Origin of the sequence: Bacillus sp. AM1(2019), from assembly GCF_009906915.1 — a bacterium.
GTDB lineage: Bacteria > Bacillota > Bacilli > Bacillales > Bacillaceae > Bacillus > Bacillus velezensis.
This window is the reverse complement of sequence record NZ_CP047644.1, coordinates 3,008,520-3,030,071: the sequence shown is the minus strand read 5'-3', so window position 1 is coordinate 3,030,071 and position 21,552 is coordinate 3,008,520. Positions and strand designations below refer to the sequence as shown.

Annotated in this window: 20 protein-coding genes; 14 read left to right on the top strand and 6 right to left on the bottom strand. The window is 47.2% G+C overall.

Annotated elements, in window-relative coordinates:
• Positions 1–4: 4 nt before the first annotated feature.
• Together GNE05_RS14875 and rpsD are read right to left on the bottom strand one after the other, a co-directional pair.
• Positions 5–1,375, bottom strand: a complete 1,371-nt coding sequence (locus GNE05_RS14875) for an aldehyde dehydrogenase (RefSeq protein ID WP_160182921.1) — start codon at positions 1,373–1,375, stop codon at positions 5–7.
• Positions 1,376–1,629: 254 nt separating this feature from the next.
• Positions 1,630–2,232, bottom strand: a complete 603-nt coding sequence (gene rpsD / locus GNE05_RS14870) for a 30S ribosomal protein S4 (protein WP_003152406.1) — start codon at positions 2,230–2,232, stop codon at positions 1,630–1,632.
• 290 nt (positions 2,233–2,522) lie between these two features.
• Here rpsD and GNE05_RS14860 point away from each other — a divergent pair, with 290 nt between their 5' ends.
• Complete coding sequence (locus GNE05_RS14860; protein ID WP_160182920.1) at positions 2,523–4,271, top strand: sensor domain-containing diguanylate cyclase; 1,749 nt, start codon at positions 2,523–2,525, stop codon at positions 4,269–4,271.
• Positions 4,272–4,305: 34 nt separating this feature from the next.
• On the opposite strand, the gene GNE05_RS14855 is transcribed toward GNE05_RS14860, so the two are convergent.
• On the bottom strand, positions 4,306–4,788 hold the full coding sequence (locus GNE05_RS14855; protein WP_007408037.1) for a GAF domain-containing protein: 483 nt from the start codon (positions 4,786–4,788) through the stop codon (positions 4,306–4,308).
• 125 nt (positions 4,789–4,913) lie between these two features.
• On the opposite strand from GNE05_RS14855, the gene refZ reads away from it, so the two are divergent.
• On the top strand, positions 4,914–5,537 hold the full coding sequence (refZ, locus tag GNE05_RS14850; protein WP_007408038.1) for a forespore capture DNA-binding protein RefZ: 624 nt from the start codon (positions 4,914–4,916) through the stop codon (positions 5,535–5,537).
• Here the strand turns inward: refZ and hisJ are convergent.
• On the bottom strand, positions 5,527–6,339 hold the full coding sequence (gene hisJ, locus GNE05_RS14845) for a histidinol-phosphatase HisJ (RefSeq protein WP_014418635.1): 813 nt from the start codon (positions 6,337–6,339) through the stop codon (positions 5,527–5,529). The two genes, refZ and hisJ, sit on opposite strands and share 11 nt — an antisense overlap.
• 195 nt (positions 6,340–6,534) lie before the next feature.
• On the opposite strand from hisJ, the gene ezrA reads away from it, so the two are divergent.
• A complete protein-coding gene (ezrA, locus tag GNE05_RS14840; RefSeq protein ID WP_160182919.1) occupies positions 6,535–8,226 on the top strand; it encodes a septation ring formation regulator EzrA in 1,692 nt (563 codons plus the stop codon).
• Between the two features lie 113 nt (positions 8,227–8,339).
• Here the strand turns inward: ezrA and brnQ are convergent, their stop codons facing one another.
• Positions 8,340–9,680 (bottom strand): branched-chain amino acid transport system II carrier protein, encoded by a 1,341-nt coding sequence (gene brnQ, locus GNE05_RS14835; RefSeq protein ID WP_007613107.1) that lies wholly within the window; start codon positions 9,678–9,680, stop codon positions 8,340–8,342.
• Positions 9,681–9,873: 193 nt separating this feature from the next.
• Between brnQ and GNE05_RS14830 the strand changes: the two genes are divergently transcribed.
• From GNE05_RS14830 to GNE05_RS14810, 5 genes are all read left to right on the top strand, one after another.
• Positions 9,874–11,019, top strand: coding sequence for a cysteine desulfurase family protein (locus GNE05_RS14830; protein ID WP_022552830.1), 1,146 nt, complete (start codon positions 9,874–9,876; stop codon positions 11,017–11,019).
• A gap of 3 nt (positions 11,020–11,022) precedes the next feature.
• The gene (thiI, locus tag GNE05_RS14825; protein ID WP_072177261.1) at positions 11,023–12,228 is read left to right on the top strand and encodes a tRNA uracil 4-sulfurtransferase ThiI; all 1,206 of its coding nucleotides are present in this window, start codon (positions 11,023–11,025) and stop codon (positions 12,226–12,228) included.
• An 80-nt stretch (positions 12,229–12,308) separates the two neighbouring features.
• Positions 12,309–12,530 carry an alpha/beta-type small acid-soluble spore protein gene (locus GNE05_RS14820; RefSeq protein ID WP_007408043.1) on the top strand — a complete coding sequence of 74 codons (222 nt, stop codon included), beginning with the start codon at positions 12,309–12,311 and terminating at the stop codon, positions 12,528–12,530.
• A gap of 148 nt (positions 12,531–12,678) precedes the next feature.
• A complete protein-coding gene (gene mbcS, locus GNE05_RS14815; RefSeq protein WP_014418632.1) occupies positions 12,679–14,265 on the top strand; it encodes an acyl-CoA synthetase MbcS in 1,587 nt (528 codons plus the stop codon).
• Between the two features lie 23 nt (positions 14,266–14,288).
• The gene (locus GNE05_RS14810; RefSeq protein ID WP_017418363.1) at positions 14,289–15,884 is read left to right on the top strand and encodes an amidohydrolase; all 1,596 of its coding nucleotides are present in this window, start codon (positions 14,289–14,291) and stop codon (positions 15,882–15,884) included.
• 16 nt (positions 15,885–15,900) lie between these two features.
• On the opposite strand, the gene GNE05_RS14805 is transcribed toward GNE05_RS14810, so the two are convergent.
• Positions 15,901–16,707, bottom strand: coding sequence for an NAD kinase (locus tag GNE05_RS14805; RefSeq protein ID WP_017418362.1), 807 nt, complete (start codon positions 16,705–16,707; stop codon positions 15,901–15,903).
• Between the two features lie 181 nt (positions 16,708–16,888).
• On the opposite strand from GNE05_RS14805, the gene sppA reads away from it, so the two are divergent.
• The 6 genes from sppA to GNE05_RS14775 all read left to right on the top strand — a co-directional run bounded on the left by sppA (position 16,889) and on the right by GNE05_RS14775 (position 21,288).
• Positions 16,889–17,896 carry a signal peptide peptidase SppA gene (gene sppA / locus GNE05_RS14800; protein WP_003152419.1) on the top strand — a complete coding sequence of 336 codons (1,008 nt, stop codon included), beginning with the start codon at positions 16,889–16,891 and terminating at the stop codon, positions 17,894–17,896.
• A gap of 13 nt (positions 17,897–17,909) precedes the next feature.
• Complete coding sequence (locus GNE05_RS14795; RefSeq protein WP_022552833.1) at positions 17,910–18,401, top strand: RDD family protein; 492 nt, start codon at positions 17,910–17,912, stop codon at positions 18,399–18,401.
• A 77-nt stretch (positions 18,402–18,478) separates the two neighbouring features.
• Positions 18,479–19,168, top strand: a complete 690-nt coding sequence (locus tag GNE05_RS14790; RefSeq protein ID WP_022552834.1) for a DUF2953 domain-containing protein — start codon at positions 18,479–18,481, stop codon at positions 19,166–19,168.
• A 12-nt stretch (positions 19,169–19,180) separates the two neighbouring features.
• On the top strand, positions 19,181–19,621 hold the full coding sequence (ytfJ, locus tag GNE05_RS14785) for a GerW family sporulation protein (protein WP_003152423.1): 441 nt from the start codon (positions 19,181–19,183) through the stop codon (positions 19,619–19,621).
• A 115-nt stretch (positions 19,622–19,736) separates the two neighbouring features.
• The gene (tpx, locus tag GNE05_RS14780) at positions 19,737–20,240 is read left to right on the top strand and encodes a thiol peroxidase (RefSeq protein ID WP_007613091.1); all 504 of its coding nucleotides are present in this window, start codon (positions 19,737–19,739) and stop codon (positions 20,238–20,240) included.
• Between the two features lie 61 nt (positions 20,241–20,301).
• A complete protein-coding gene (locus GNE05_RS14775; RefSeq protein WP_160182918.1) occupies positions 20,302–21,288 on the top strand; it encodes a class I SAM-dependent methyltransferase in 987 nt (328 codons plus the stop codon).
• The last annotated feature ends 264 nt before the right edge of the window (positions 21,289–21,552 follow it).

Below are 21,552 nucleotides of genomic sequence, written 5' to 3'. Positions count from 1 at the left end.
TTTTTTATTTAAGTATTTTCCGAATCATTCGCAGCCCGTTTTTGGAAGAAGGATAACGGAAAGCGAAGTCGAAGCGGTTCGTTTGTTTGACGACGCTTTTTTTGTGCGTAAACGTGTTAAAGCTGTCAAATCCGTGATAGCTGCCGATGCCGCTTTCCCCGACGCCGCCGAATGGCAAATACGGCGTCGCGACGTGCATTAACGTATCATTGACACAGCCGCCGCCAAACGACAGGTTCTCTAAAACAGCGCGCTCAGTTTCTTTGTTTGTGGTGAAGAGATACAGGGCGAGCGGCTTTGGGCGTGATTGGACTTTCTCGATGACTTCATCGATATCGCCGTATGTAAAGAGCGGAAGAATCGGCCCGAAAATCTCCTCCTGCATCACTGGAGAGTCATCCTTCACTTGATCTAGAATCGTCGGCGCTATTTTGTGGTGATCAGGATTAAATTGTCCGCCTGTGAGCGGGATGCCATCATTCAGAAAGCTGAGCAGCCGCTGATAGTGGCGTTCACTGACGATTTTGCCGTACTGCGGATTTTGTTCAGGCTGAGGGCCGTAAAATTCACTGATCGCACGCTTCATTTCTTCTGTGAGCTTCGTTTTGATATCTTGGTGGACAAATAAATAATCCGGTGCGATGCAGGTTTGCCCTGCATTTGTAAATTTCCCGAAGACGATGCGTTTGGCGGCAAGCTGTATATCAGCATCCTTATGGACAATGCAGGGACTTTTGCCGCCGAGCTCCAAGGTAACGGGAATTAATTGTTTGGCGGCGGCCTCCATGACGATTTTTCCCACGGCAACGCTTCCAGTGAAGAAAATATAGTCAAAGGGCTGCTGTAATAACACAGTGCTGACGTCGGGCCCGCCCTCCGCCATAGCGACATAGTCACTCGAAAAAACGCTGCTGATGAGTTTGGAAAGAACAGCGGAAACCGCCGGCGTATATTCTGACGGTTTGAGAACGACCGTGTTCCCCGCTGCAATGGCTCCAATCAACGGAGAAAGCGCCAGCTGCAAGGGATAGTTCCAAGGCGCAATCACCAAAACGGTTCCATATGGCTCAGGGATAATGATGCTTTTCGAGCCTAGGTGAGTCAGAGGCGTTTTGACTCGTTTCGGTTTGATCCATTTTCCCAGCCGCTTCATCACAAAACTGATTTCCTCCAGTACAATTCCGATTTCTGTCGTGTACGACTCCTGTTCGGATTTGTGGAGATCCTGATAGAGAGCGGCTGTTATATCGGCTTCTTGTGTTTTGATGGCTTGTTTCAGCTTTTGCAGCATGTTCAGTCTCGATTCTAGCTGTCTCGTATGCCCCGCCGCAAAATAGGCTTTGTGCTTGCTGATAATAGAGGGGATGCTGTTCATTTCGTCTCTCCTTTTTGTAAGGTATGGTGATTTATTATGTGGAAAATTTCTTCTGCTTGTCAAATGGGGGTTTCTAATGTACATGTAGCTGAAAAGCCAGTAGGCACATAAAAAAAGCCCCGGACAGGGGCTTTTTTTAATAAAGAGAGGGAGCATCTGTCCATTATTCTGACAGCCCAAAAGAAAAACCCCGGAAACATTGTCATCACAACATGTCCGGGGTTTAATCCAATGCTCTTTAAAGAGCGTTTTACTTAACGGGAGTAGAACTCAACGATAAGCGCTTCGTTAATTTCCGGAGCAAGCTCAGAGCGCTCTGGAAGACGAGTGAATGTACCTTCAAGCTTTTCAGCGTCGAAAGTAAGGTACTCAGGAACGAAGTTGTTTACTTCTACAGATTCTTTGATGATAGAAAGGTTTCTTGATTTTTCGCGAACACCGATTGTTTGACCAGGTTTTACTTGGTAAGACGGAATGTCAACGCGGCTTCCGTCAACAAGGATGTGACCGTGGTTAACTAATTGGCGTGCTTGACGGCGAGTGCGCGCAAGACCGAGCTTGTACACAACGTTATCAAGACGTGCATCTAAAAGAATCATGAAGTTTTCGCCGTGTTTACCAGTCATTTTTGCAGCTTTGTCAAACAATGTGCGGAATTGACGTTCGTTTACACCGTACATGTGACGAAGTTTTTGCTTTTCTTGCAATTGCAAACCGTATTCTGATAGTTTTTTACGCTGTCCCGGACCGTGGGGGCCTGGTGCGTAAGGGCGTTTTTCTAATTCTTTACCTGTACCGCTAAGAGAGATTCCTAAACGGCGAGACAGTTTCCAAGATGGACCTGTATAGCGAGCCATAATGTGACTCCTCCTTTGGTTTTATTTTGTGGAAAATAAAAACCGTCTGTTCGATCCGACCGTGCACATTTTGTTTTCATGTATCCTCGCTCCAGCAGCAGAGAGTTACACGATACACCTTACAGCTAAGGAACAAAATGCAAACACAGAAGCTGAACAAAAAGGCTGCAATATTTCACACAAAGAACATTATATGATTTTTCTCCGCCGCCGTCAACCATTTCTCCATGAAGAGTGCCGGTTTATGATATAATGTACAAAAATGAGTAGTACATGTTTAGGTGATAAAAATGAAAAAACAAACAATTGATGAAGTGACGGCCTTTCATCAGAAAATGCTTTCTTTTTTCTTAACGAAATCTGAATCCGTCTCATTATCCGACTCGCTGTTATGGCTGGCCTCAGCTCTAGAATCCTGCTTTACATCTCTTTCATTGACCCTTTCACCGGCAGAATCAACACGTTTCACCATAAAAACAGAAGATGAACCGCATTATGCTCCGCTGAAAGAGAGTGACGGCCGTTTTATGATCAGGAATCAGACGTCCGGCAGATCCTTTTATCTGCGCTCGGAAGGCGGGCTGCCGATCCCGGAATCATTGCCTGAGATCGTTACTCAGTTTATTAATCAATCTGTGAGACAAAGCGGGCTGTTTGACAAAACGAAGCATCAGCGGAAAATTCACAGAATGACAGAAATGTTCCATTCGCTTTTGGACCAAAATGAGGTTTTGGAAAAACTGCAGGCAAGTTTGAGTACGGCTTTCCGGTCTTTCCGTTTTTCACTGTTTATCACGCAGGATCAGGATACGGACAGACAGCTTCCCGCAAAAGAATTACATATGGACGGAAAAGATGCCGATCCGTCTGCCCTGAAGGTTTATTTATCGGGGAGACTGCTCAGAAAAGGCAGGTCATCTGCTTATCTGCCGATCAAAGGCCAGCAGGGGACTTACGGGGTTCTGAAGACGGAGGGGCTGCAGGATGCCGTTCTTTCGTGCAGTACTCTCAGTGAAATGCTGCTGCTTGCGGGCGCAGCGGGAAAAGCATTTGAAAATGCGCAGCTCTATGAGCAATCGAAAAAAAGCATTGCGAATCTGGAGCTCATTAATGAAACATCGCGCCAGCTGAATCAGCGCCTCAGACTCACTGATACGATGCGGGAGCTCGCCGCCATTATGACCCAATCGTTTCATGCGGAAGAAGTGGCTTTTTTTCATATTGATCATTTTGAGACGCAAAATCTGCTTCCGGGACATACCGCTTTTTTTAAGACAGAACGTGCGAACCCCTATATCAGCATTGTGAAAGAAAAGCTGTTCGAGGGAGAAAAGGGCGTGTTTATCGGCAGCGGAAAGACTGTATTCGGCGAAAACGGTTTCGGCTCGCTGATGGCGGTGCCGATGATCGAAAATGACACCGTCTTCGGGTTCGCGATTTTATTGAAAAAGGATTTGTATGCTTTTACGTTTGAAATGTATAAGCTTTTTCAAGCGCTCATTCACCATGCGACATTAGCGGTCACGAACTCCATGCTGCGCGACAGGCTTGAGCACCTTGTTCAGACAGACCAGCTGACGGAGCTGTATTCAAGAACCTATTTGGATGAGAAAATTCAATACAGCATGAAAATTCATAAACGGGGTGTATTCATCCTCGTTGATATCGATAATTTCAAAAATATTAATGATACATACGGTCATCAAACGGGAGATTCGATCCTGATTCAGGTGGCCTCCGTTATGAAGAACCATATTCGTGAGCATGATGTCGCTGCAAGGTGGGGGGGCGAGGAGCTGGCTGTCTATCTGCCGAATATCAACGTGTCATCCGGAGAACGCATCGCTAAAAGGCTGGTTCGCGCCATCCGGGAAAACACCGAGCCGCGCGTGACGATTTCCTGCGGCGTTTCCTGCTGGTCAAAGTCCGGCCCGATGCCGTTGAAATTGCTCGTTCAGCAAGCGGATGAGGCGCTTTATATCGCCAAACGGAACGGCAAAAACCGGCTGATCATCCATCAAAACAGCACGACGACGTAAAAAAGGAGCCGGCCTGCCGGCCGGGCTCCTTTTTTTATCCTAATCGTTTTTCAAGCGTTTCAACGAACTTTGCTAAATAGGTTTCGTCCGTTTCATCAAAACGGTTTTTCACGGGGCTGTCAATGTCCAGCACACCGATCACTTCACCGTTTACGCGGATCGGGAGAACGATTTCTGACTGGGAAGCCGCGTCACAGGCGATGTGTCCCGGGAACGCATTCACATCGGCAATCCGCTGCACGTCGCCATTAGAGTAGGCAGTGCCGCATACGCCTCTGCCGAACGGAATGCGCACACAGGCAGGAAGTCCTTGAAACGGTCCGAGCACGAGCTCGCCCTCTTTAGCGAAGTAAAACCCCGCCCAGTTGACTTCATGTAATGAATGGTATAAAAGCGCTGACGCATTCGCGTAATTTGCGATCGCATCCGTTTCATCTTCTGTCATGGCTTCGAGCTGTTTAAGCAGAAGCTGATAACTTTTTTCTTTATCTCCGGATTGTTTTTCGACATGAAACATGGAAAACCCTCACTTTTTCTATAATATCAAACAAAGTTCCGGCCGTTCTGCCGGCATTTGTCGAGAAGTTCTTACAGGAACGGCGCCTTTCTGCTTGAATTGTTACACATAAAGGGGTGAGCCGTATGAAAGTAAGCACCAAAGACAAAATTATTAACGCCGCTGTCCAGCTGTTTAACCAAAAAGGTTATTCCGGCACGTCCGTCCGTGAAATCGCAAAGTCAGCTGATGTAAATGTTGCGCACATCTCCTACTATTTTAAAGGGAAAGGCGGATTAATGGAACATTTAGTTTCCGAGTTTTACGAAGGCTATACTGAAGCGCTGGAAAAAGCCGCCGTCAGTATGAACGGTGAAGACGCGCAGGAACGCATCCTGCGGGTGATTTTCGATATTTTATCCTATCAGCACGATAACCGTCAATTAACGCGGTTTGTATATCGGGAAGTAACGATTGATTCCGTGCTTATCAGGGAAATTATGTCTACTTACTTAATGAAAGAAAAATATATTTTCCAGCTGGTGATTGAAGAAGGGCAGTCACGCCACAGACGGCTGACGCTACCCGTGCCGCATTTTATTCTGCAATTGAAATCCCTCTTGATGATGCCGTATCTTCAGCCTCAATACATTACGGAGGTGCTCTATATGCAGCCTCATGAACCGTACTTTTATAAAAGGTATTTTGAAGAGGTGAAGATCTGGATCGAAAGCGTGTTCCGACGGCCTGATGCGGCGCTTATGAAGTAATGATGCTTTTGTACGTTTCATAGGAACTGCCGACATCTTCCGCTTGATGGGCGTCCGACCCGAATATGAGCGGGATTTTTTTTTGCTTCGCCGTCTCAGCCATCCAATCCTCCATGTATACTTCCCCGGCAAACTTCTTTCTGAGCCCGGATGTATTCACATCCAGCTCCATTCCGTGTTCTTTCACGGCGTCAAGACAGCGGGCCGCAAGCTCTCTTATTTGAGGTGACATGCTGTAAGGGAAAAGGCGCGCGAATTTTTTGACGAGCGTGATATGGCCGACCCGTTTTGGCTTAAAGGGGCCGAGCGGTGTTACAATGGAAGAATACACAGTTTCATAGTATTGTTCATATACGGCTTCAACGCTTCCGAAGCGGTCGGCAAGCTGCTGAAAGGCGTGCTCGTCAAAATCCAGGCATATATAAGACGGGCCGGTCTTCAAAAAATGAACGGATAAAATGCCGTCATCCAGTGAGGGGCCGTACGTGTTCAGAAACGCCGCGGTTTCCTCTTCATACCCTGTGATAAAATCGGTTTCTAGCCCAGTCAGAATGCTGATTTGTCCATCGTATTCCTTTTTCAGCTGTGACAGCCGCTCCAAATAAACCTCCATCTGTCTGAGATCCATCGCGCTGTCCTGAAACGGTACGGGGTCTTGAAATGACGGAGGAAGGGGGGCGTGCTCTGTAAATGTGATCGAGTCAAAGCCTCTTTCCAGGGCCTTTTCGACATATTGTTTCAGCGCATCCTTCGAGCCGTGAGGGCAAAAAGGCGTGTGGATATGAGCGTCTCGTTTTTCCATTTGTGTCACTCCATTAAAAAATTGCAGAATCCTGCCGAAATTATGCAAAAAGTTTTTGATTTCTGGTCAAAAAATGTTGGTTACATGGTATCATAATAACAATGAAAACGACAGATTTTCTCAATACATATATTGAAATCTTTCTGAATACATAAAACACCCTGACAGATTAAGAGAACAACAAGGGGGCTCATTATGGAGTTAGTCATCGGATTATTGGTTATACTGCTCGCGCTCTTTGCGGCGGGCTACTTTTTCAGAAAAAAAATTTATACGGAAATTGACCGGCTGGAGTCATGGAAGATTGAAATTTTAAACCGTTCGATAGTGGAAGAAATGTCCAAGATCAAACATCTGAAAATGACCGGAGAGACGGAAGAGTTCTTTGAAAGATGGCGCGAGGAGTGGGATGAAATTGTCACAGCCCATCTGCCGAAAGTAGAAGAGCTCCTTTATGATGCCGAAGAGAACGCCGACAAATACCGGTTTAAAAAAGCGAATCAGGTGCTTGTCCACATCGACGACCTCCTCACTGCAGCTGAATCAAATATAGAAGGCATACTGCGTGAGATCAGCGACCTTGTGACGAGCGAGGAAAAAAGCCGCGGAGAGATTGAACAGGTGCGTGAGCGGTATTCAAAAGCGCGGAAAAACCTTCTGGCGTACAGCCATCTCTACGGAGAGCTTTATAACAGCCTGGAGACGGATCTCGACGAAATCTGGAGCGGCATAAAAGAGTTCGAAGAAGAGACGGAAAGCGGCAATTACATCAAAGCGAGAAAAGTGCTGCTTGAACAGGACCGCAGACTGGATCAGCTTCAGACATACATAGATGACGTTCCGAAACTGCTTGCGGACTGTAAACAGACCGTGCCGAACCAAATTGCCAAGCTGAAAGACGGCTACCGGGAAATGACGGAAAAAGGCTACAAATTGGAGCATATTCAAATCGAAAAAGAGCTGGATACACTCACAAATCAATTGAAACGGGCCGAAAACGCGCTTTTGGAAGAATTGGATGTTGACGAAGCGTCCGCCATTCTTCAGCTGATTGATGAAACCATTCAATCGATGTATGACCAGCTGGAAGGCGAAGTGGAAGCCGGACAGTCCGTATTAAGCAAAATGCCTGAGCTGATCATCGCGTATGAGAAGCTTGAGGAAGAAAAAGACCGCACAAAAACCGAAACGGAGCTCGTCAAGGAAAGCTATCAGCTGACGGCGGGTGAAATCGGCAGACAGCATGCCTTCGAAAAACAGCTGGAAACGATCGGCCGGCTCCTTGAGCAGGCGAGAGAAAAGCTTGACGGTGAGCATGTCGCTTACTCGCTGCTGATTGAAGAAGTCGAGGCCATTGAAAAGCAGATGGAAGAGGCTCAGAAAGAACATGCCGAATACCGTGAAAATCTGCAGGCGCTCAGAAAAGAAGAACTGCAGGCGCGGGAAACGCTGATGCATCTTCGGAAAACCATTTCTGACACGGCCCGAATGCTGCAAAAAAGCAACGTGCCGGGAATTCCTGAACATGTCAAGGACAAGCTCGAGACGGCAAATCATCATATAGAAGAAACCGTCAGCCAATTGGAAGAGCTGCCGCTGAACATGGAGGAAGCCGCCAAACATCTGACCGAAGCCGAAAAGGTGGTTGAGGAAGTCAGCGAAGAGGCGGAAGATCTTGTGATTCAGGTGAAGCTGATTGAGCGGATCATCCAGTACGGCAACCGCTTCCGAAGCCAGAATCATATTTTATCCGAACAGCTGAAAGAAGCGGAACGGCTGTTTTACGCTTACAGCTATAATGAAGCTTATGAGATGGCGGCAGATGCTGTTGAAAAAGCAGCTCCCGGCGCCGTGAAAAAAATTAAAGCTGATCAATCTGCTTCATAGACGCACAAGCAAAAACTGCACCCTGATGGAAATCAGAGGTGCAGTTTTTTAGTTTCTTACGGAATATAAAAAGCGCCTGCGGCTGATATATGTCAAGCCGCAAGCGCTGAATGTTACGATTTTGCTTTATTTAATTCGATGGGCGGGCTGGTAAAAAACGTGATAATGCAGCCGATGATCGCTCCGGCAATGCCCGGAAGCACCCAGCCGATTCCCATGCTGTAAAGCGGAAGATTTGCGTTTAAGAATGAATCTAATGATCCGAGCGGAATGCCGGCTGCCTTCAAGCCGTCCAGGATACTGAACAGCCCCGTTCCGATCAGGCAGGCGATATAGACTTCCCGTCTTTCCTTAAAGATTTTATCAATAAAGGAAAGGACGATAATGACAATCGCCAGCGGGTAAATCGCTGATAAAATAGGAACTGAAAATGCAATAATCTCAGCAAGTCCGAAATTTGAAATCGCCAGACTGAACAGCGTGACAATCGTAACCACCATTTTGTATGATAAAGCGGGAATCAATTTTGAAAAATATTCGCCGCAAGATGTGACAAGCCCGATGCTTGTCGTTAAACACGCAACGGTGATGGCAGAGCCGAGAACGATGTTTCCCAGTGAACCGAACAGGTAATCTGATGAAGCTGATAAAATCTTTGCGCCTTCGCCGATCGGCCCCACAGCGTCCGTGCTTGTCGCTCCCAAATAGGCCAAAGATAAATAAATGAATGTCAAACCTGCCGCTGCAATCAGACCCGCTTTAATACAAGCGGCGGCGAGCGCTTTACGCTGGGTGACGCCCCTGCTTTTAACAGCGTTGACGACAACGACGCCGAAGACGATTGAGGCGAGCGCGTCCATTGTTTTATAGCCTTCCAAAAATCCTTTGAACACCGGCGTTCCGGAATATGCCTGATGTACGGCGCCCAGCCCGCCCATCGGAGTGACAATGGCTTTTACGACGATGATTAAAATAATACCGAATTTAATAGGAGTCAAAATCTTTCCGACTCTGTCAACGATTTTGGAAGGATTAAGAGCTAAATAATACGTAATAGAAAAAAAGATCAACGTGAAAACAAATAAAGATAATCTTTCCGGAATGCCGCTTAAAAACGGAACTGCACCGATTTCATATGAAACGGTTCCGGTTCTCGGAATCGCGAAAAGCGGCCCGATTGATAAATAAAGAACAACGGTGAAAATAGTCCCGAATACCGGATGAGCTTTATCGGCAAGCCCTTTCGCGTCTTTGCCCGTTAATGCGATGGCGATAATACCCAAAAGCGGCAGACCTACGCCGGTCAGTAAGAAACCGCCCATCGCTTTCCAGACATTATGCCCCGCCGCTTGCCCGAGCTCCGGCGGATATATCATATTTCCTGCCCCGAAAAAAAGTGCGAAAAGCATGAAACCGATAATAACGGTATCTTTGACAGGTAGTGAGTGTTTCATAAAAATCCTCCTAAATACTATGTTGAAATATTCTGTCAATTAATTGTCAGATAATATAACAAAACGAACATTACTTATTATATGGCAATGTACAGAGAAGTCAATACTCGATTTATTGCGAATTTATATTTACTTTTGTTATGGTAGCATAAATATCATACGATGTACCGTTTTCATTAAAGGAGTAAAAAAAATGATATATTTAGACAACAGCTCAACGACCGAGCCGTATGAAGAGGTATTGGATGTGTACAAACAGACGAGCAGCCGGTATTTCGGCAATCCTTCGTCTCTGCACCAGTTAGGAACTGAGACGGAACAGCTCCTTGAAGCGGCCGCTCAGCAAATAAAAAAAACCTTGCGTTTAAAAAATTATGATATTGTATTTACATCAGGCGCGACTGAAGCGAATAACGCTGCGTTAAAGGGAGCAGCCTGGGCAAACATGAGTAAAGGAAGACATATCATTGCTTCGGCGATTGAGCATCCTTCTGTGACGGAGACGCTTGATCAGCTGACAGAGCTGTTCGGCTTTGAAGTCACATATCTTCCGGCCGATCAAAACGGCTTCGTTTCTTTGAAAGACGTCAAATCGGCTATCAGGCCGGATACGATAATCGTCAGCGTCATGCATGTCAATAATGAAGTCGGCTCCATTCAGCCCGTAAAGGAAATCGGCGGGTTTTTGAAGCAGCACCGGAATATTCTGTTTCATGTTGATCATGTGCAGGGCATTCATAAAGTTCCTCTGTCTATAGAAGAAGCGGGCATTGACCTTTGCACCGTTTCAGGGCATAAGTTTCACGGCCTAAAAGGGACCGGAGCGCTTATCGTCAAAAAAGGAACGCGGCTCATTCCGCTTATAACGGGAGGCTCGCAGCAAAAAGGCGTCCGTGCCGGAACGGAACACACGGCAGGCGCCGTTTCCCTTGCGAAAGCGATCAATCTTTCCGCGCGTGACATGAACGAGCGGCTTTCTTCCGTGGAGGCTGCCAAGAATGCGCTCATGGAAAGGCTGAGCGGGACGGACGGGGTCGTCATCAACACCCCCGCTGAAAACAGCGCGCCGCATATCATTAATTTTTCCGTTCCGGGCGTGAAGGCGGAAGTGCTGCTGCATATGCTTGAGGAAAAAGGAATATATGTCTCCACAACCGCGGCATGTTCGGCAAGAGAGCACAAACCGAGCCGTGTTCTTCTGCAAATGAATAAAGGCGAACAGATTGCATCAAGCAGCATAAGAGTCAGCCTGAACTTCAGCCATACGGCTGACATCACGGAGCCGTTTATGGCCGCGCTGGTGCCGGCTGTTCAAAAACTAAAAAAAATGATGAGGTAGCATATGAATTACGATCATATTTTAATCCGTTTTGGTGAAATATCCACAAAAGGGAAAAACAGACGCAGTTTTATTGAAAGATTAAAACAGAATATCCGCCTGGTATTAAAGGATTATAAAAAAGTAAAATACTTTTCAAACCGGGACCGGATGTCAATTACACTTAATGGAGAAAACCCGGAGGAAATTTGTTCCTTATTAAAGAATATATTCGGCATTCAAAGTTTTAGTCTCGCTATTAAATGCGAAAGCAAGCTGGAAGACATTAAAAAAACGGCTTTAGCCGCGATAGAAGGCGAATATAAACCGGGGAATACGTTTAAGGTCGAGACGAAACGGGCTTACAAACAATTTGAATTAGATACGAATGCGATGAACGCTGAAATCGGCGGGCATATTTTGAAAAACACGGATGGATTAACCGTCGATGTGAAACATCCCGATATTCCGCTTCGGATTGAAATCAGGGAGGAAGCGACATTCCTGACCATTCGTAACGAAAAAGGCGCCGGAGGCCTTCCTGTCGGTTCCGCGGGTAAAGCGATGCTGATGCTTTCCGGCGGTTTTGACAGTCCGGTCGCCGGTTTTTACGCGATGAAACGGGGATTATCAGTTGAAGCCGTACATTTCTTCAGTCCGCCGTATACGAGTGAACGGGCAAAGCAGAAAGTCATGGATCTCGCGGGATGCCTCGCGAAGTTCGGCGGCAGTATGACGCTTCATATCGTGCCGTTTACAAAGACGCAGGAACTCATCCAAAAACAAATCCCGGAGAACTATACGATGACGGCGACGCGGCGTCTTATGCTGCAAATCGCGGACAGAATCAGAGAAGAACGGAAAGCGCTCGCGATCATTACGGGAGAAAGCCTCGGGCAGGTAGCGAGCCAGACGCTTGAAAGCATGTATGCGATCAATGCCGTGACGGCAACGCCGGTTTTGCGCCCTTTAATCGGAATGGACAAAACAGAAATCATCGAGAAATCAAAAGAAATCGGCACGTATGAAACAAGCATTCAGCCGTTTGAGGACTGCTGCACCATCTTTACGCCGCCAAGTCCGAAAACACGCCCGAAAAAAGAAAAAATCGAGCACTTCGAAAGCTTCGTTGATTTTGAACCGCTGATTGCAGAGGCCGTTGCGGGCATCGAAACCATCACTGTTTACTCAGAGCAGGAAGCTCACGATAAGTTTGCCGGCCTGTTTTAAAACTGTATACAATTACCAAAGTTTTTTTGAATGAAGACATGTGTTTTATCACATTCTATACTCACAAGGAGGTGATACACATGTCACAACAATCAAACAGCGGAAACAGCAACCAGCTTTTAGTGCCAGGCGCTGCTCAAGCTATCGACCAAATGAAGTATGAAATCGCTTCTGAATTCGGTGTAAACCTTGGACCGGAAACAACTTCTCGCGCCAACGGTTCTGTCGGTGGAGAAATCACAAAACGTCTTGTCTCTTTTGCTCAGCAAAGCATGGGCGGAAGCAGCCAGCAGCAGTTTTAATCACAACTTCACATAATGGCTAAGAGAGCGGGGAATTCCCCGCTCTTTTTTCATGAGTATAGATAGAAGGCGGGAAGCAATTTATGCATATTTTTATTGTAATGGCCTATGTTTATGTATAATGGGGAAAGAAAGTGAGGAGTTGTTCGTGTTAAAACGAGAAGATTTAATCGCCCCAAAGAACTATAACCTTGTAAATGAAATCGAAAAGTTCAGCCGTTCCAAAGAGAAGAACGCGCTTATTTGGGAAGATCAAACAGGCGGCAAGAAAGTCTGGACGTATGAAAAATTGATGGAAGAAACGAATAAAATCGGAGCCCGCCTGAAAGGTCTCGGATTTGAAAAAGGCGATAAGCTGATTGTCATGGTTCCGAGAGTGCTTGAAGCGTATGCCGTTTATTTAGCGATCTTAAAAGCGGGGATGGTCGTCATTCCTTGCTCGGAAATGCTGCGCGCCAAAGACCTTGAATACCGGATCAAACACGCCGAAGTGAAAGGCGCTATCGTTTATCCTTCATTTATAAACGCGTTTGACGAGGTGAATACCGGGCAGCTGGTGACATTGTCAATCGGTGAAAATGATGCCGGCTGGAAAAACCTCCTAACGATTGAAGCGGACGGAGACAGTTTTCAAACAGCTGATACAACAAGAGAAGATATGGCGTTTTTGTCCTATACTTCAGGCACGACCGGCCAGCCTAAAGGCGTTGTACATACACACGGCTGGGCCTTTGCCCATTTAAAAACATCAGCCGGTGCATGGCTGGATATTTCTGAAGACGATACAGTGTGGGCCACCGCGGCGCCCGGCTGGCAGAAATGGGTGTGGAGCCCGCTGCTCGCAATTCTGGGAAGCGGCGCGACAGGAGTCATTTATCACGGCAGATTCAACGCCAAGACGTATTTAGAGCTGCTGGAGCGCCATCAAGTAAATGTCTTCTGCTGTACCCCGACGGAATACCGCCTGATGGCAAAAGTGGAGGAGTTGGACAAATATGATCTTTCTGCCCTTCACAGCGCAGTTTCTGCTGGTGAGCCATTAAACCGGGAAGTCATTGACGTATTCCGGAAGCATTTCGGCATTAAAGTGAGAGACGGATACGGCCAAACGGAGAGCACCCTGTTAGTCGGCGTCCTGAAGGACATGGATATTAAGCCGGGAAGCATGGGCAAACCGACCCCTGGAAATCAAGTGGAGATTATAAACGATAAAGGCGAAATATGCGAAACTGGCGAAACGGGCGATATCGCCGTGCATTTGAGCACACCGGCCTTATTCAAGGAATATTATAAAGATCCCGAAAGAACGAAAAAGCAGATTCGCGGAGATTACTTTCTTACAGGAGACCGCGCGAAAAAAGACGAGGACGGCTACTTTTGGTTTGAGAGCCGCAATGATGACATCATTGTCAGCTCCGGATATACAATCGGGCCTTTTGAAGTAGAGGACGCGCTCGTGAAGCATCCGGAAGTGAAAGAATGTGCCGTCGTGGCGAGCCCGGATGAAATCAGAGGTTCAATCGTAAAAGCTTATGTCGTTTTACAAGACGATGAAAAGCGCAGTGACGAACTTGTCAAAGAACTGCAAAACCACGTAAAAACGATTACGGCGCCTTATAAATATCCGAGAGAAATTGAATTTGTCGAAAGCCTGCCGAAAACGGCGTCTGCAAAAATCAGACGTGTGGAGCTGAGACAGCGTGAAGAACGGCTGAAGGCTGATAAAAAAGCATAATACAGGATAAAGGGTGAGCGGGGATGAAAGCGATTTGGCACGGCGGCACCATCTATACAATGCTGGACAAGAATCATGTCACTGAAGCCGTTTATACCGAAGAAGGCGTCGTCAGGCAGACGGGCAGCTTCCGGGAACTCCAAGGAACATACGGTTCGCCTGATACGGAGGAAATCGATTTACATGGAGCTGTCATGTTCCCGGGGTTTACGGACAGTCATATGCATTTAATCGGGCACGGGGAAAAACAGCTTCGCCTCGATTTGTCGCAGCTGACGTCAAAAGAAGCGATACTGCGGGCTGCAAAAGAAGCAGAGCGTGAATTGGAAGATGGCGAATGGCTGATCGGCGAAGGCTGGGATGAAAATCTGTTTGAACGGCCGGTTTACGTCACGAAGCATGACCTTGACCTGCTCTTTCCCGACCGCCCCGTCCTGCTGAAGCGGGTATGCCGGCACGCCGCGGCGGTTAATTCGGCCGCATTGCGCGCGGCGGGAATTACAAACGAAACACCTGATCCATACGGCGGGATTATCGTCCGGGACGGAACCGGTCCGACAGGCCTCCTGCTGGATAAAGCCCAAGAGCTTGTGACACAGGCCCTGCCGCCCGTCTCACTTCACTATGTCAAACGCGCGCTTCAAACGGCGATTACGGACTGCTGGTCAAAAGGCCTGACCGGCGGGCATTCAGAAGATCTGGCATACTACGGAGACGCGTCCATTCCCGTTGCCGCGTACGAGTCGTTAACCGGCAGCGGCCTTTATCCTTTTCGCGCCCATCTGCTCGTACATCACGAAGCCGTCGACAGCTGGAGCGCTCTGGATAAATCGATCGGACCTTATCTGGAATACGGAGCGATGAAAATTTTTGCTGACGGCGCGCTCGGCGGCAGAACCGCTCTATTGAAAAAGCCTTATCACGATGATCCGTCAGTCTCCGGCGTTCAGGTGCATGATGACGAAACCCTTGCCGCTCTTGTTTATAAAGCGAGAGAGAAAGGGATGGAGATTGCCGTGCACGCGATTGGCGACCTTGCATTTGAAAAGGTGCTGGATGTTATCGAAAGATACCCGGCAAAGCCCGGACAGCTAGACAGGCTCATTCATGCGCAAGTATTAGATGACGGATTGATTGAAAGAGCCGCCCGGCTGCCGATCGGACTTGATCTTCAGCCGCATTTTGTGGCCAGTGATTTTCCGTGGGTGATTGACCGGCTCGGAGAAGAGCGGATGAAAACGGCTTTCGCCTGGAAAACACTGCTGTCAAAAGGGCTGCTGTGCGCCGGAGGTTCAGATGCCCCGATTGAGCCGGCCGATCCGCTTCTGGGCATTCAATCGGCTGTGCTCCGTACAAGCAAGCAGCACCCGGAAGGTCCGGCCTATTATGAAAAAGAGTGCCTGACCGTGTACGAAGCCATTCAGCTTTACACGGAGGGAAGCGCGGCCATCATCCATAAAGAACATAGCCGCGGACGGATCGCCCCCGGCTATGATGCCGACTTTACCGTACTCAGCGGTGATCCGTTCATGACGGACCCGAAAAAGCTTCATGAATTGGAAGCGGTCAAAACCGTCGTCGGCGGCCGTATCGTATATGAAAAAGAGGACAGGCGCTGATGCCCGTCCTCTTTTTTTATGATAAAAATGATCGTTTTACTTTTTCCCAGAAAGAGTTGTCTTTCAGTTTCACCGTTTTGATTTTTTTATCGGATAGTCTAATCTCAACCTTTTTGACATTCCGCGTGCTGAGCGCTTCATTGTCAAGCCCGATAATCGGATGCTCATTGCCGTCTTGCACCACCTGCAGTGTCAGCTTCCGGTCTGAGCTTAAAATAAACGGAGATCCGAGTGTACGGTATGTGTTGTTGTTCAACGACGCCAGTTCGGATACCTGCATGCAGGAAATCAAAGGATCAACAACGGCGCCTGAAACAGATTTATTGTAGGCGGTGCTGCCCGTCGGGGTGGAAATGATCATCCCGTCCCCTCTGAACGTCTCAAAATGAAGATCATCAATTAACACATCCATCACAAACGTTTTAATAATGCTTGAACGGATGGAAACCTCGTTTAAACAGTGAAAATGATTGCTGCCGTCCACCGTTACGTGAATGAGCGGGTATTTTCTGACCTCAAGCTGTTCCGCGGTCATGCTGGCCGCCATTTTTTCAGGCTCATCGCTGTGAAAATCACAGTACAAATGGGCTTTCCCTTTTTTAGCGATGCCGACATACAGGCAGTCATCACGGAATCCGGTTTTTCTGACGGCTTGCAGAAATGAGCCGTCGCTGCCGATGCTGGCGATAATTCCGGCATCCTCCGGTTGAGCCGCAACTGTAAAACCGTGCGATTCAGCAAGCTGCTTCAAAGAGCTGACTTGTTCTTTTGTTTCGTTGTTTTGTTTGTGAAAAAAATAAACATTGCGGCGAAGATCGGTCATATCCCCATTCCCCTTTGCTGTCATATTTACGTTTTTCTCCCAGCAGGTATTGTGTTAAAATACCTGTGGCAATAGTGTAACATGTTTCCTGTTTATCCGGTAAGGGAAAGCGCTTCATGAAAAAAATGAATCTTTTTTTACGGGGGAACGTACGAATATTGACAGAAAAGGAGGAGAACAAATGAATGCAAAAAGATGGATTGCGCTCGTCATCGCGCTCGGCATTTTCGGCGTATCAGTCATTGCAAGTGTGACCGTCGGGGTGCTGAAGAATATCGGAGATACAGGGTCTGACTTTGCATCACTGACAGATGACACAGAGGAAGTGACGCTGGATAAGGGCAGCCCCGGCAGTAAAATCGCCGTGCTTGAAGTGGACGGCACGATTGAGGATAACGGCGGGTCCGCTGGCCTGCTCAGCTCAGGCGGGTATGATCACAGATCATTTTTAAAACAGGTTGAGCGTGCGAAAGAAGACAAAAGCGTCAAAGGAATTGTGCTGAAAATCAATTCCCCTGGCGGAGGCGTGTACGAAAGCGCGGAAATACATAAAAAACTGGAAGAACTAAAGAAAGAAACGAAGAAACCGATTTATGTATCCATGGGCTCCATGGCGGCATCGGGAGGCTACTATATTTCAACGGCAGCCGATAAAATCTATGCTTCACCGGAAACGCTCACGGGTTCACTGGGAGTCATCATGGAAAGCGTCAATTATTCCAAGCTCGCCGATGAACTCGGCATCAAGTTTGAAACCATTAAAAGCGGCGCGCATAAAGACATCATGTCCCCGACCCGCGACATGACGAAGGAAGAAAGAAAGATCATGCAGACAATGGTCAACGATTCTTATGAAGGATTTGTCAATGTCATTTCAAAAGGCCGGCACATGTCAAAAGCGGATGTGAAAAAAATTGCCGACGGCCGTGTTTACGACGGCAGACAAGCGAAAAAAATCGGCCTCGTTGATGAGCTCGGTTTTTACGATGACACGATCAGCGCGATGAAAAAGGACCATAAAAATATGAAAAACGCTTCAGTCATCACATACGAGGAAGGATTCGGATTAGGCTCGCTCTTTTCCATGAGCGCAGCGAAAATGTTTAAAAGCGAAATTGATTTTCTGAATATGAAAGAACTCATTTCGCAATCCGGTTCGCCGCGGATGATGTATCTCTATGCAAAGTAGGGGGGAAGAAAGAATGGACGCGACTTACGAAGGCTTTCGCGGCAAAGAAGAGGAAGCTGAACAACAGAGGGCGCCCGAGCATGCATATGCGGGCTTTTGGATCAGGTTTTGGGCGTTTCTTCTCGATTGGCTGGTGGTCTGGGGACTTAACCATCTCATCGTTTCACCGATTTTCACGCTGATGAAGCTCCCGGCAACAAGCGGAATGTTTACAATCTCAGCTTATTCCGTCACAACCCTGATCGTCTACCTCGCCTATTTTGTGTTCATGACGAAATGGTTTCATCAGACACTCGGCAAGATGGTCTTCGGGTTAAAGGTCACTTCTTTGACGCCCGGAAAGCCGCTGACTTGGAGCACCGTCATTTTCAGAGAAGCGGTGGGGCGTTATATCGATAAAATCTGGATTCTCTATATCGTCATTGCGTTTACGCCCAAAAAGCAGGGCATTCATGATCTGATCGCCGACACAACGGTGATTCACGAAGCGCTGTACCGCAAATAAAAGCAGTAAACCCGGAATAAACGTCCGGGTTTATTTTTTTTTGTTTTGGCGATAATGCTGCTAAGGAAGTGAAGCTTATGGGATATGCCGCAGCAGCTGTTATTCTCATTCTCATTTTGGCCTGGCTGCTCATGAGGATGAAAATCCACCTGACTTTCGAATATCTTCACGATAAAGATAACGACAAACTGACGTTTAAAATCTCGGCCTTATACGGGCTGATCCGTATTAAAAAAACGCTGCCCGTCATTAAAGTAAACAGCGAAGACGCGTCAATTGATGTCAAACAGGACACGAAATCAGAAATGAAAGGTCAGAAAAAAGAGAAGAAAAAAATCACATATGAAGATGTCAAACAGAGCATTCACAGAATAGAAATGATTCTGCACCAAGTCTTTCAGATGCGCCAAATCGGCGCCTCATTTCTTGCGGGAGTCCGTGTTACGAAGTTCGAATGGGTGACGGTTATCGGAATAAAGGACGCCGCCGTTACGGGAATCGCCGCCGGCGGATTGTGGGCCGTAAAGGGAGGCCTTACGGCGATGCTGTATGATCATCTGCGTTTCATACATAAACCGGTGTGCGAAGTCATTCCGTCTTTTCAAGTGCCTGCATCCAAGACGCATTTGCAGTGTATATTCTTTTTTCGTTTTGGACATCTTATAGGTGCAGCTTTCAAATTGCTCAAATACGGGCGGAACGGACTTTCTATCATACGAAAGAAACAGCCGGTTCCGGTTGCTTCAAAGAATGATTCATCAGTTTAAGGAGGAGCGCATATGGCAGACCATCCCATTCAAGGTTTAATGAAAACCGCTATGGAAAATTTAAAAGAAATGATTGACGTGAATACAATCATCGGCGATCCTGTTGAAACGCCTGACGGCAGCGTAATCTTAACGGTTTCAAAGGTCGGATTCGGATTTGCGGCGGGCGGAAGCGAGTTTGGAGGAAAGCCGGCTGAAAAAAGAACCGATGATGATGAAAGAAAAGAGCAGAAGCTCCCGTTCGGCGGCGGAAGCGGCGGCGGAGTATCCATTACGCCGATTGCGTTTCTGATTGTCGGAACAAACGGCGTGCGTATGCTTCATTTGGACGAAAACACCCATCTGATTGATAAACTGTTAGACTCCGCGCCTCAAACAATTGAACGCATCCAGCATATGTTTAAAAAGAATGAAAAAGGCCGGAACCAAAAAAGAACGGATATCGATTTATAACAGAAAAGTTAACTGCCGCCCGCAGTTAGCTTTTTTTACGATGCGGCATAACCTTTGCAGTTTGCATAAAACTCGACTATGATAGAGCTATACATAGATAAAGGGAGGAATCAGAATGGCTGAAATTACATTTAAAGGCGGAGCCGTGACGCTGATCGGACAAGAAGTGAAACCGGGTGACCAAGCTCCTGACTTCACGGTTTTGACAAACGGATTAGAAGAGAAGACATTAGCAGATATGAAAGGGAAAGTAACGATCATATCCGTTATCCCTTCCATCGACACAGGCGTATGTGACGCGCAGACACGCCGCTTCAACGAAGAAGCCGCAAAACTCGGTGATGTGAACGTTTATACAATCAGCGCCGACCTTCCGTTTGCACAAGCGCGCTGGTGCGGAGCGAACGGAATTGATAAAGTTGAAACGTTATCGGATCATAAAGAGATGTCATTTGGTGAAGCATTCGGTGTTCACATCAAAGAACTTCGTCTTTTGGCGCGTTCCGTATTCGTCCTTGATCAGGACGGAAAAGTCGTTTACGCGGAATACGTAAGCGAAGCGACAAACCACCCGAATTATGAAAAGCCTATCGAAGCTGCAAAAGCGTTAATCAAGTAAAGAGAGAAAAAGAGCTCCGGGTGCTGCCGCGGAGCTCTTTTCATGGCAAGGAGGAAACAGCATGCAACACGACCATGTCGGTCAGATTTATGAACTTTTAGATGAAGCTGCCCAAGTGATAGCAGAAGGCCTTCAGATTTCTTATATTGAGGGGCTTGCGGAAGCGGGAGAAATGTATTTTCTTGAAAAGGCCGACCAGCTTCCGCTTCAGGAAAAGCAAACCGGCGAGCTTAACAGCCTGCTCGCGAAAGCAGACTTCAGAAAATGGGAGCATGAATGGATCCGCAAGGCGTTCCAGCTCGCCATTTTAAAAGGGCTCAAAGATAAGTCCCATCCGAACAGACAGATGACGCCTGATACGATCGGCCTTTTCATCAGTTACCTCGTGAATAAATTTACGGGCGGCCGAAAAGGCCTGACATTGCTGGACCCCGCCTGCGGCACCGGAAATCTTCTGCTGACCGCGGCAAACCAGCTTTCTGACAAAGCGGGAAAAAGCTTCGGCATTGAAATCGACGATGTCCTTCTGAAGATCGCATATGCGCAGGCGAATCTGCAGGAAAAAGAAATGGAGCTGTTCTGCCAGGACAGTCTTCAGCCGTTATTTATCGAACCGGCCGATGCGGTCATCTGCGATTTGCCGGTCGGCTACTATCCGAATGACGAAGGCGCTGAAGCGTATGAGCTGAAAGCGGATGAAGGCCACTCATTTGCCCACCACTTATTTATTGAGCAGAGCGTCAAACATACAAAACCGGACGGATACTTATTTTTTATGATTCCGAACCATCTGTTTGACAGCGCGCAAAGCGATAAACTGAAGCGGTTTTTTGCGGAAAAAGTGTATATCAACGCCCTTCTTCAGCTGCCGGCTACTATGTTTAAAGACGAAGCGCAGGCAAAGAGCATTTTAATCTTGCAGAAAAAAGGCGAAGACGCAATGCCGCCGAAACAAGCGCTTTTGGCGAATCTTCCTTCCTTTGCGAACCAGCAGGCGATGCGGGAGATGATGGCAAAATTGGATCAATGGATTCAAAAAGAAAAATAATGGCGAAAAAGCAGTGTGAGATGCAAAATCCCGCGCTGCTTTTGCTTTTTAAAATGAATGGAAATCAGGACGATAACACAAATTAAGGAAAGAAAATAACATTCCGTAAGGCGGTACCGTCCATTTGGCACAAATGAAATTTATCAGAAAATATCGACTTCATATTGTAAGCGGTACCAATGTGGATGTTGACTTGAAATGCTGAGTTGACAATGTTTAAATGGAAAAGTCAGATATTTTTTGGACTGCAATTATGGTCTGGGA

Excerpts from the sequence above, each read along its gene's own strand:
- GNE05_RS14875 (WP_160182921.1), bottom strand. The coding sequence starts at position 1,375 with ATGAACAGCATCCCCTCTATTATCAGCAAGCACAAAGCCTATTTTGCG.
- rpsD (WP_003152406.1), bottom strand. The coding sequence starts at position 2,232 with ATGGCTCGCTATACAGGTCCATCTTGGAAACTGTCTCGCCGTTTAGGA.
- GNE05_RS14860 (WP_160182920.1), top strand. The coding sequence starts at position 2,523 with ATGAAAAAACAAACAATTGATGAAGTGACGGCCTTTCATCAGAAAATG.
- GNE05_RS14855 (WP_007408037.1), bottom strand. The coding sequence starts at position 4,788 with ATGTTTCATGTCGAAAAACAATCCGGAGATAAAGAAAAAAGTTATCAG.
- refZ (WP_007408038.1), top strand. The coding sequence starts at position 4,914 with ATGAAAGTAAGCACCAAAGACAAAATTATTAACGCCGCTGTCCAGCTG.
- hisJ (WP_014418635.1), bottom strand. The coding sequence starts at position 6,339 with ATGGAAAAACGAGACGCTCATATCCACACGCCTTTTTGCCCTCACGGC.
- ezrA (WP_160182919.1), top strand. The coding sequence starts at position 6,535 with ATGGAGTTAGTCATCGGATTATTGGTTATACTGCTCGCGCTCTTTGCG.
- brnQ (WP_007613107.1), bottom strand. The coding sequence starts at position 9,680 with ATGAAACACTCACTACCTGTCAAAGATACCGTTATTATCGGTTTCATG.
- GNE05_RS14830 (WP_022552830.1), top strand. The coding sequence starts at position 9,874 with ATGATATATTTAGACAACAGCTCAACGACCGAGCCGTATGAAGAGGTA.
- thiI (WP_072177261.1), top strand. The coding sequence starts at position 11,023 with ATGAATTACGATCATATTTTAATCCGTTTTGGTGAAATATCCACAAAA.
- GNE05_RS14820 (WP_007408043.1), top strand. The coding sequence starts at position 12,309 with ATGTCACAACAATCAAACAGCGGAAACAGCAACCAGCTTTTAGTGCCA.
- GNE05_RS14810 (WP_017418363.1), top strand. The coding sequence starts at position 14,289 with ATGAAAGCGATTTGGCACGGCGGCACCATCTATACAATGCTGGACAAG.
- GNE05_RS14805 (WP_017418362.1), bottom strand. The coding sequence starts at position 16,707 with ATGACCGATCTTCGCCGCAATGTTTATTTTTTTCACAAACAAAACAAC.
- sppA (WP_003152419.1), top strand. The coding sequence starts at position 16,889 with ATGAATGCAAAAAGATGGATTGCGCTCGTCATCGCGCTCGGCATTTTC.
- GNE05_RS14795 (WP_022552833.1), top strand. The coding sequence starts at position 17,910 with ATGGACGCGACTTACGAAGGCTTTCGCGGCAAAGAAGAGGAAGCTGAA.
- GNE05_RS14790 (WP_022552834.1), top strand. The coding sequence starts at position 18,479 with ATGGGATATGCCGCAGCAGCTGTTATTCTCATTCTCATTTTGGCCTGG.
- ytfJ (WP_003152423.1), top strand. The coding sequence starts at position 19,181 with ATGGCAGACCATCCCATTCAAGGTTTAATGAAAACCGCTATGGAAAAT.
- tpx (WP_007613091.1), top strand. The coding sequence starts at position 19,737 with ATGGCTGAAATTACATTTAAAGGCGGAGCCGTGACGCTGATCGGACAA.
- GNE05_RS14775 (WP_160182918.1), top strand. The coding sequence starts at position 20,302 with ATGCAACACGACCATGTCGGTCAGATTTATGAACTTTTAGATGAAGCT.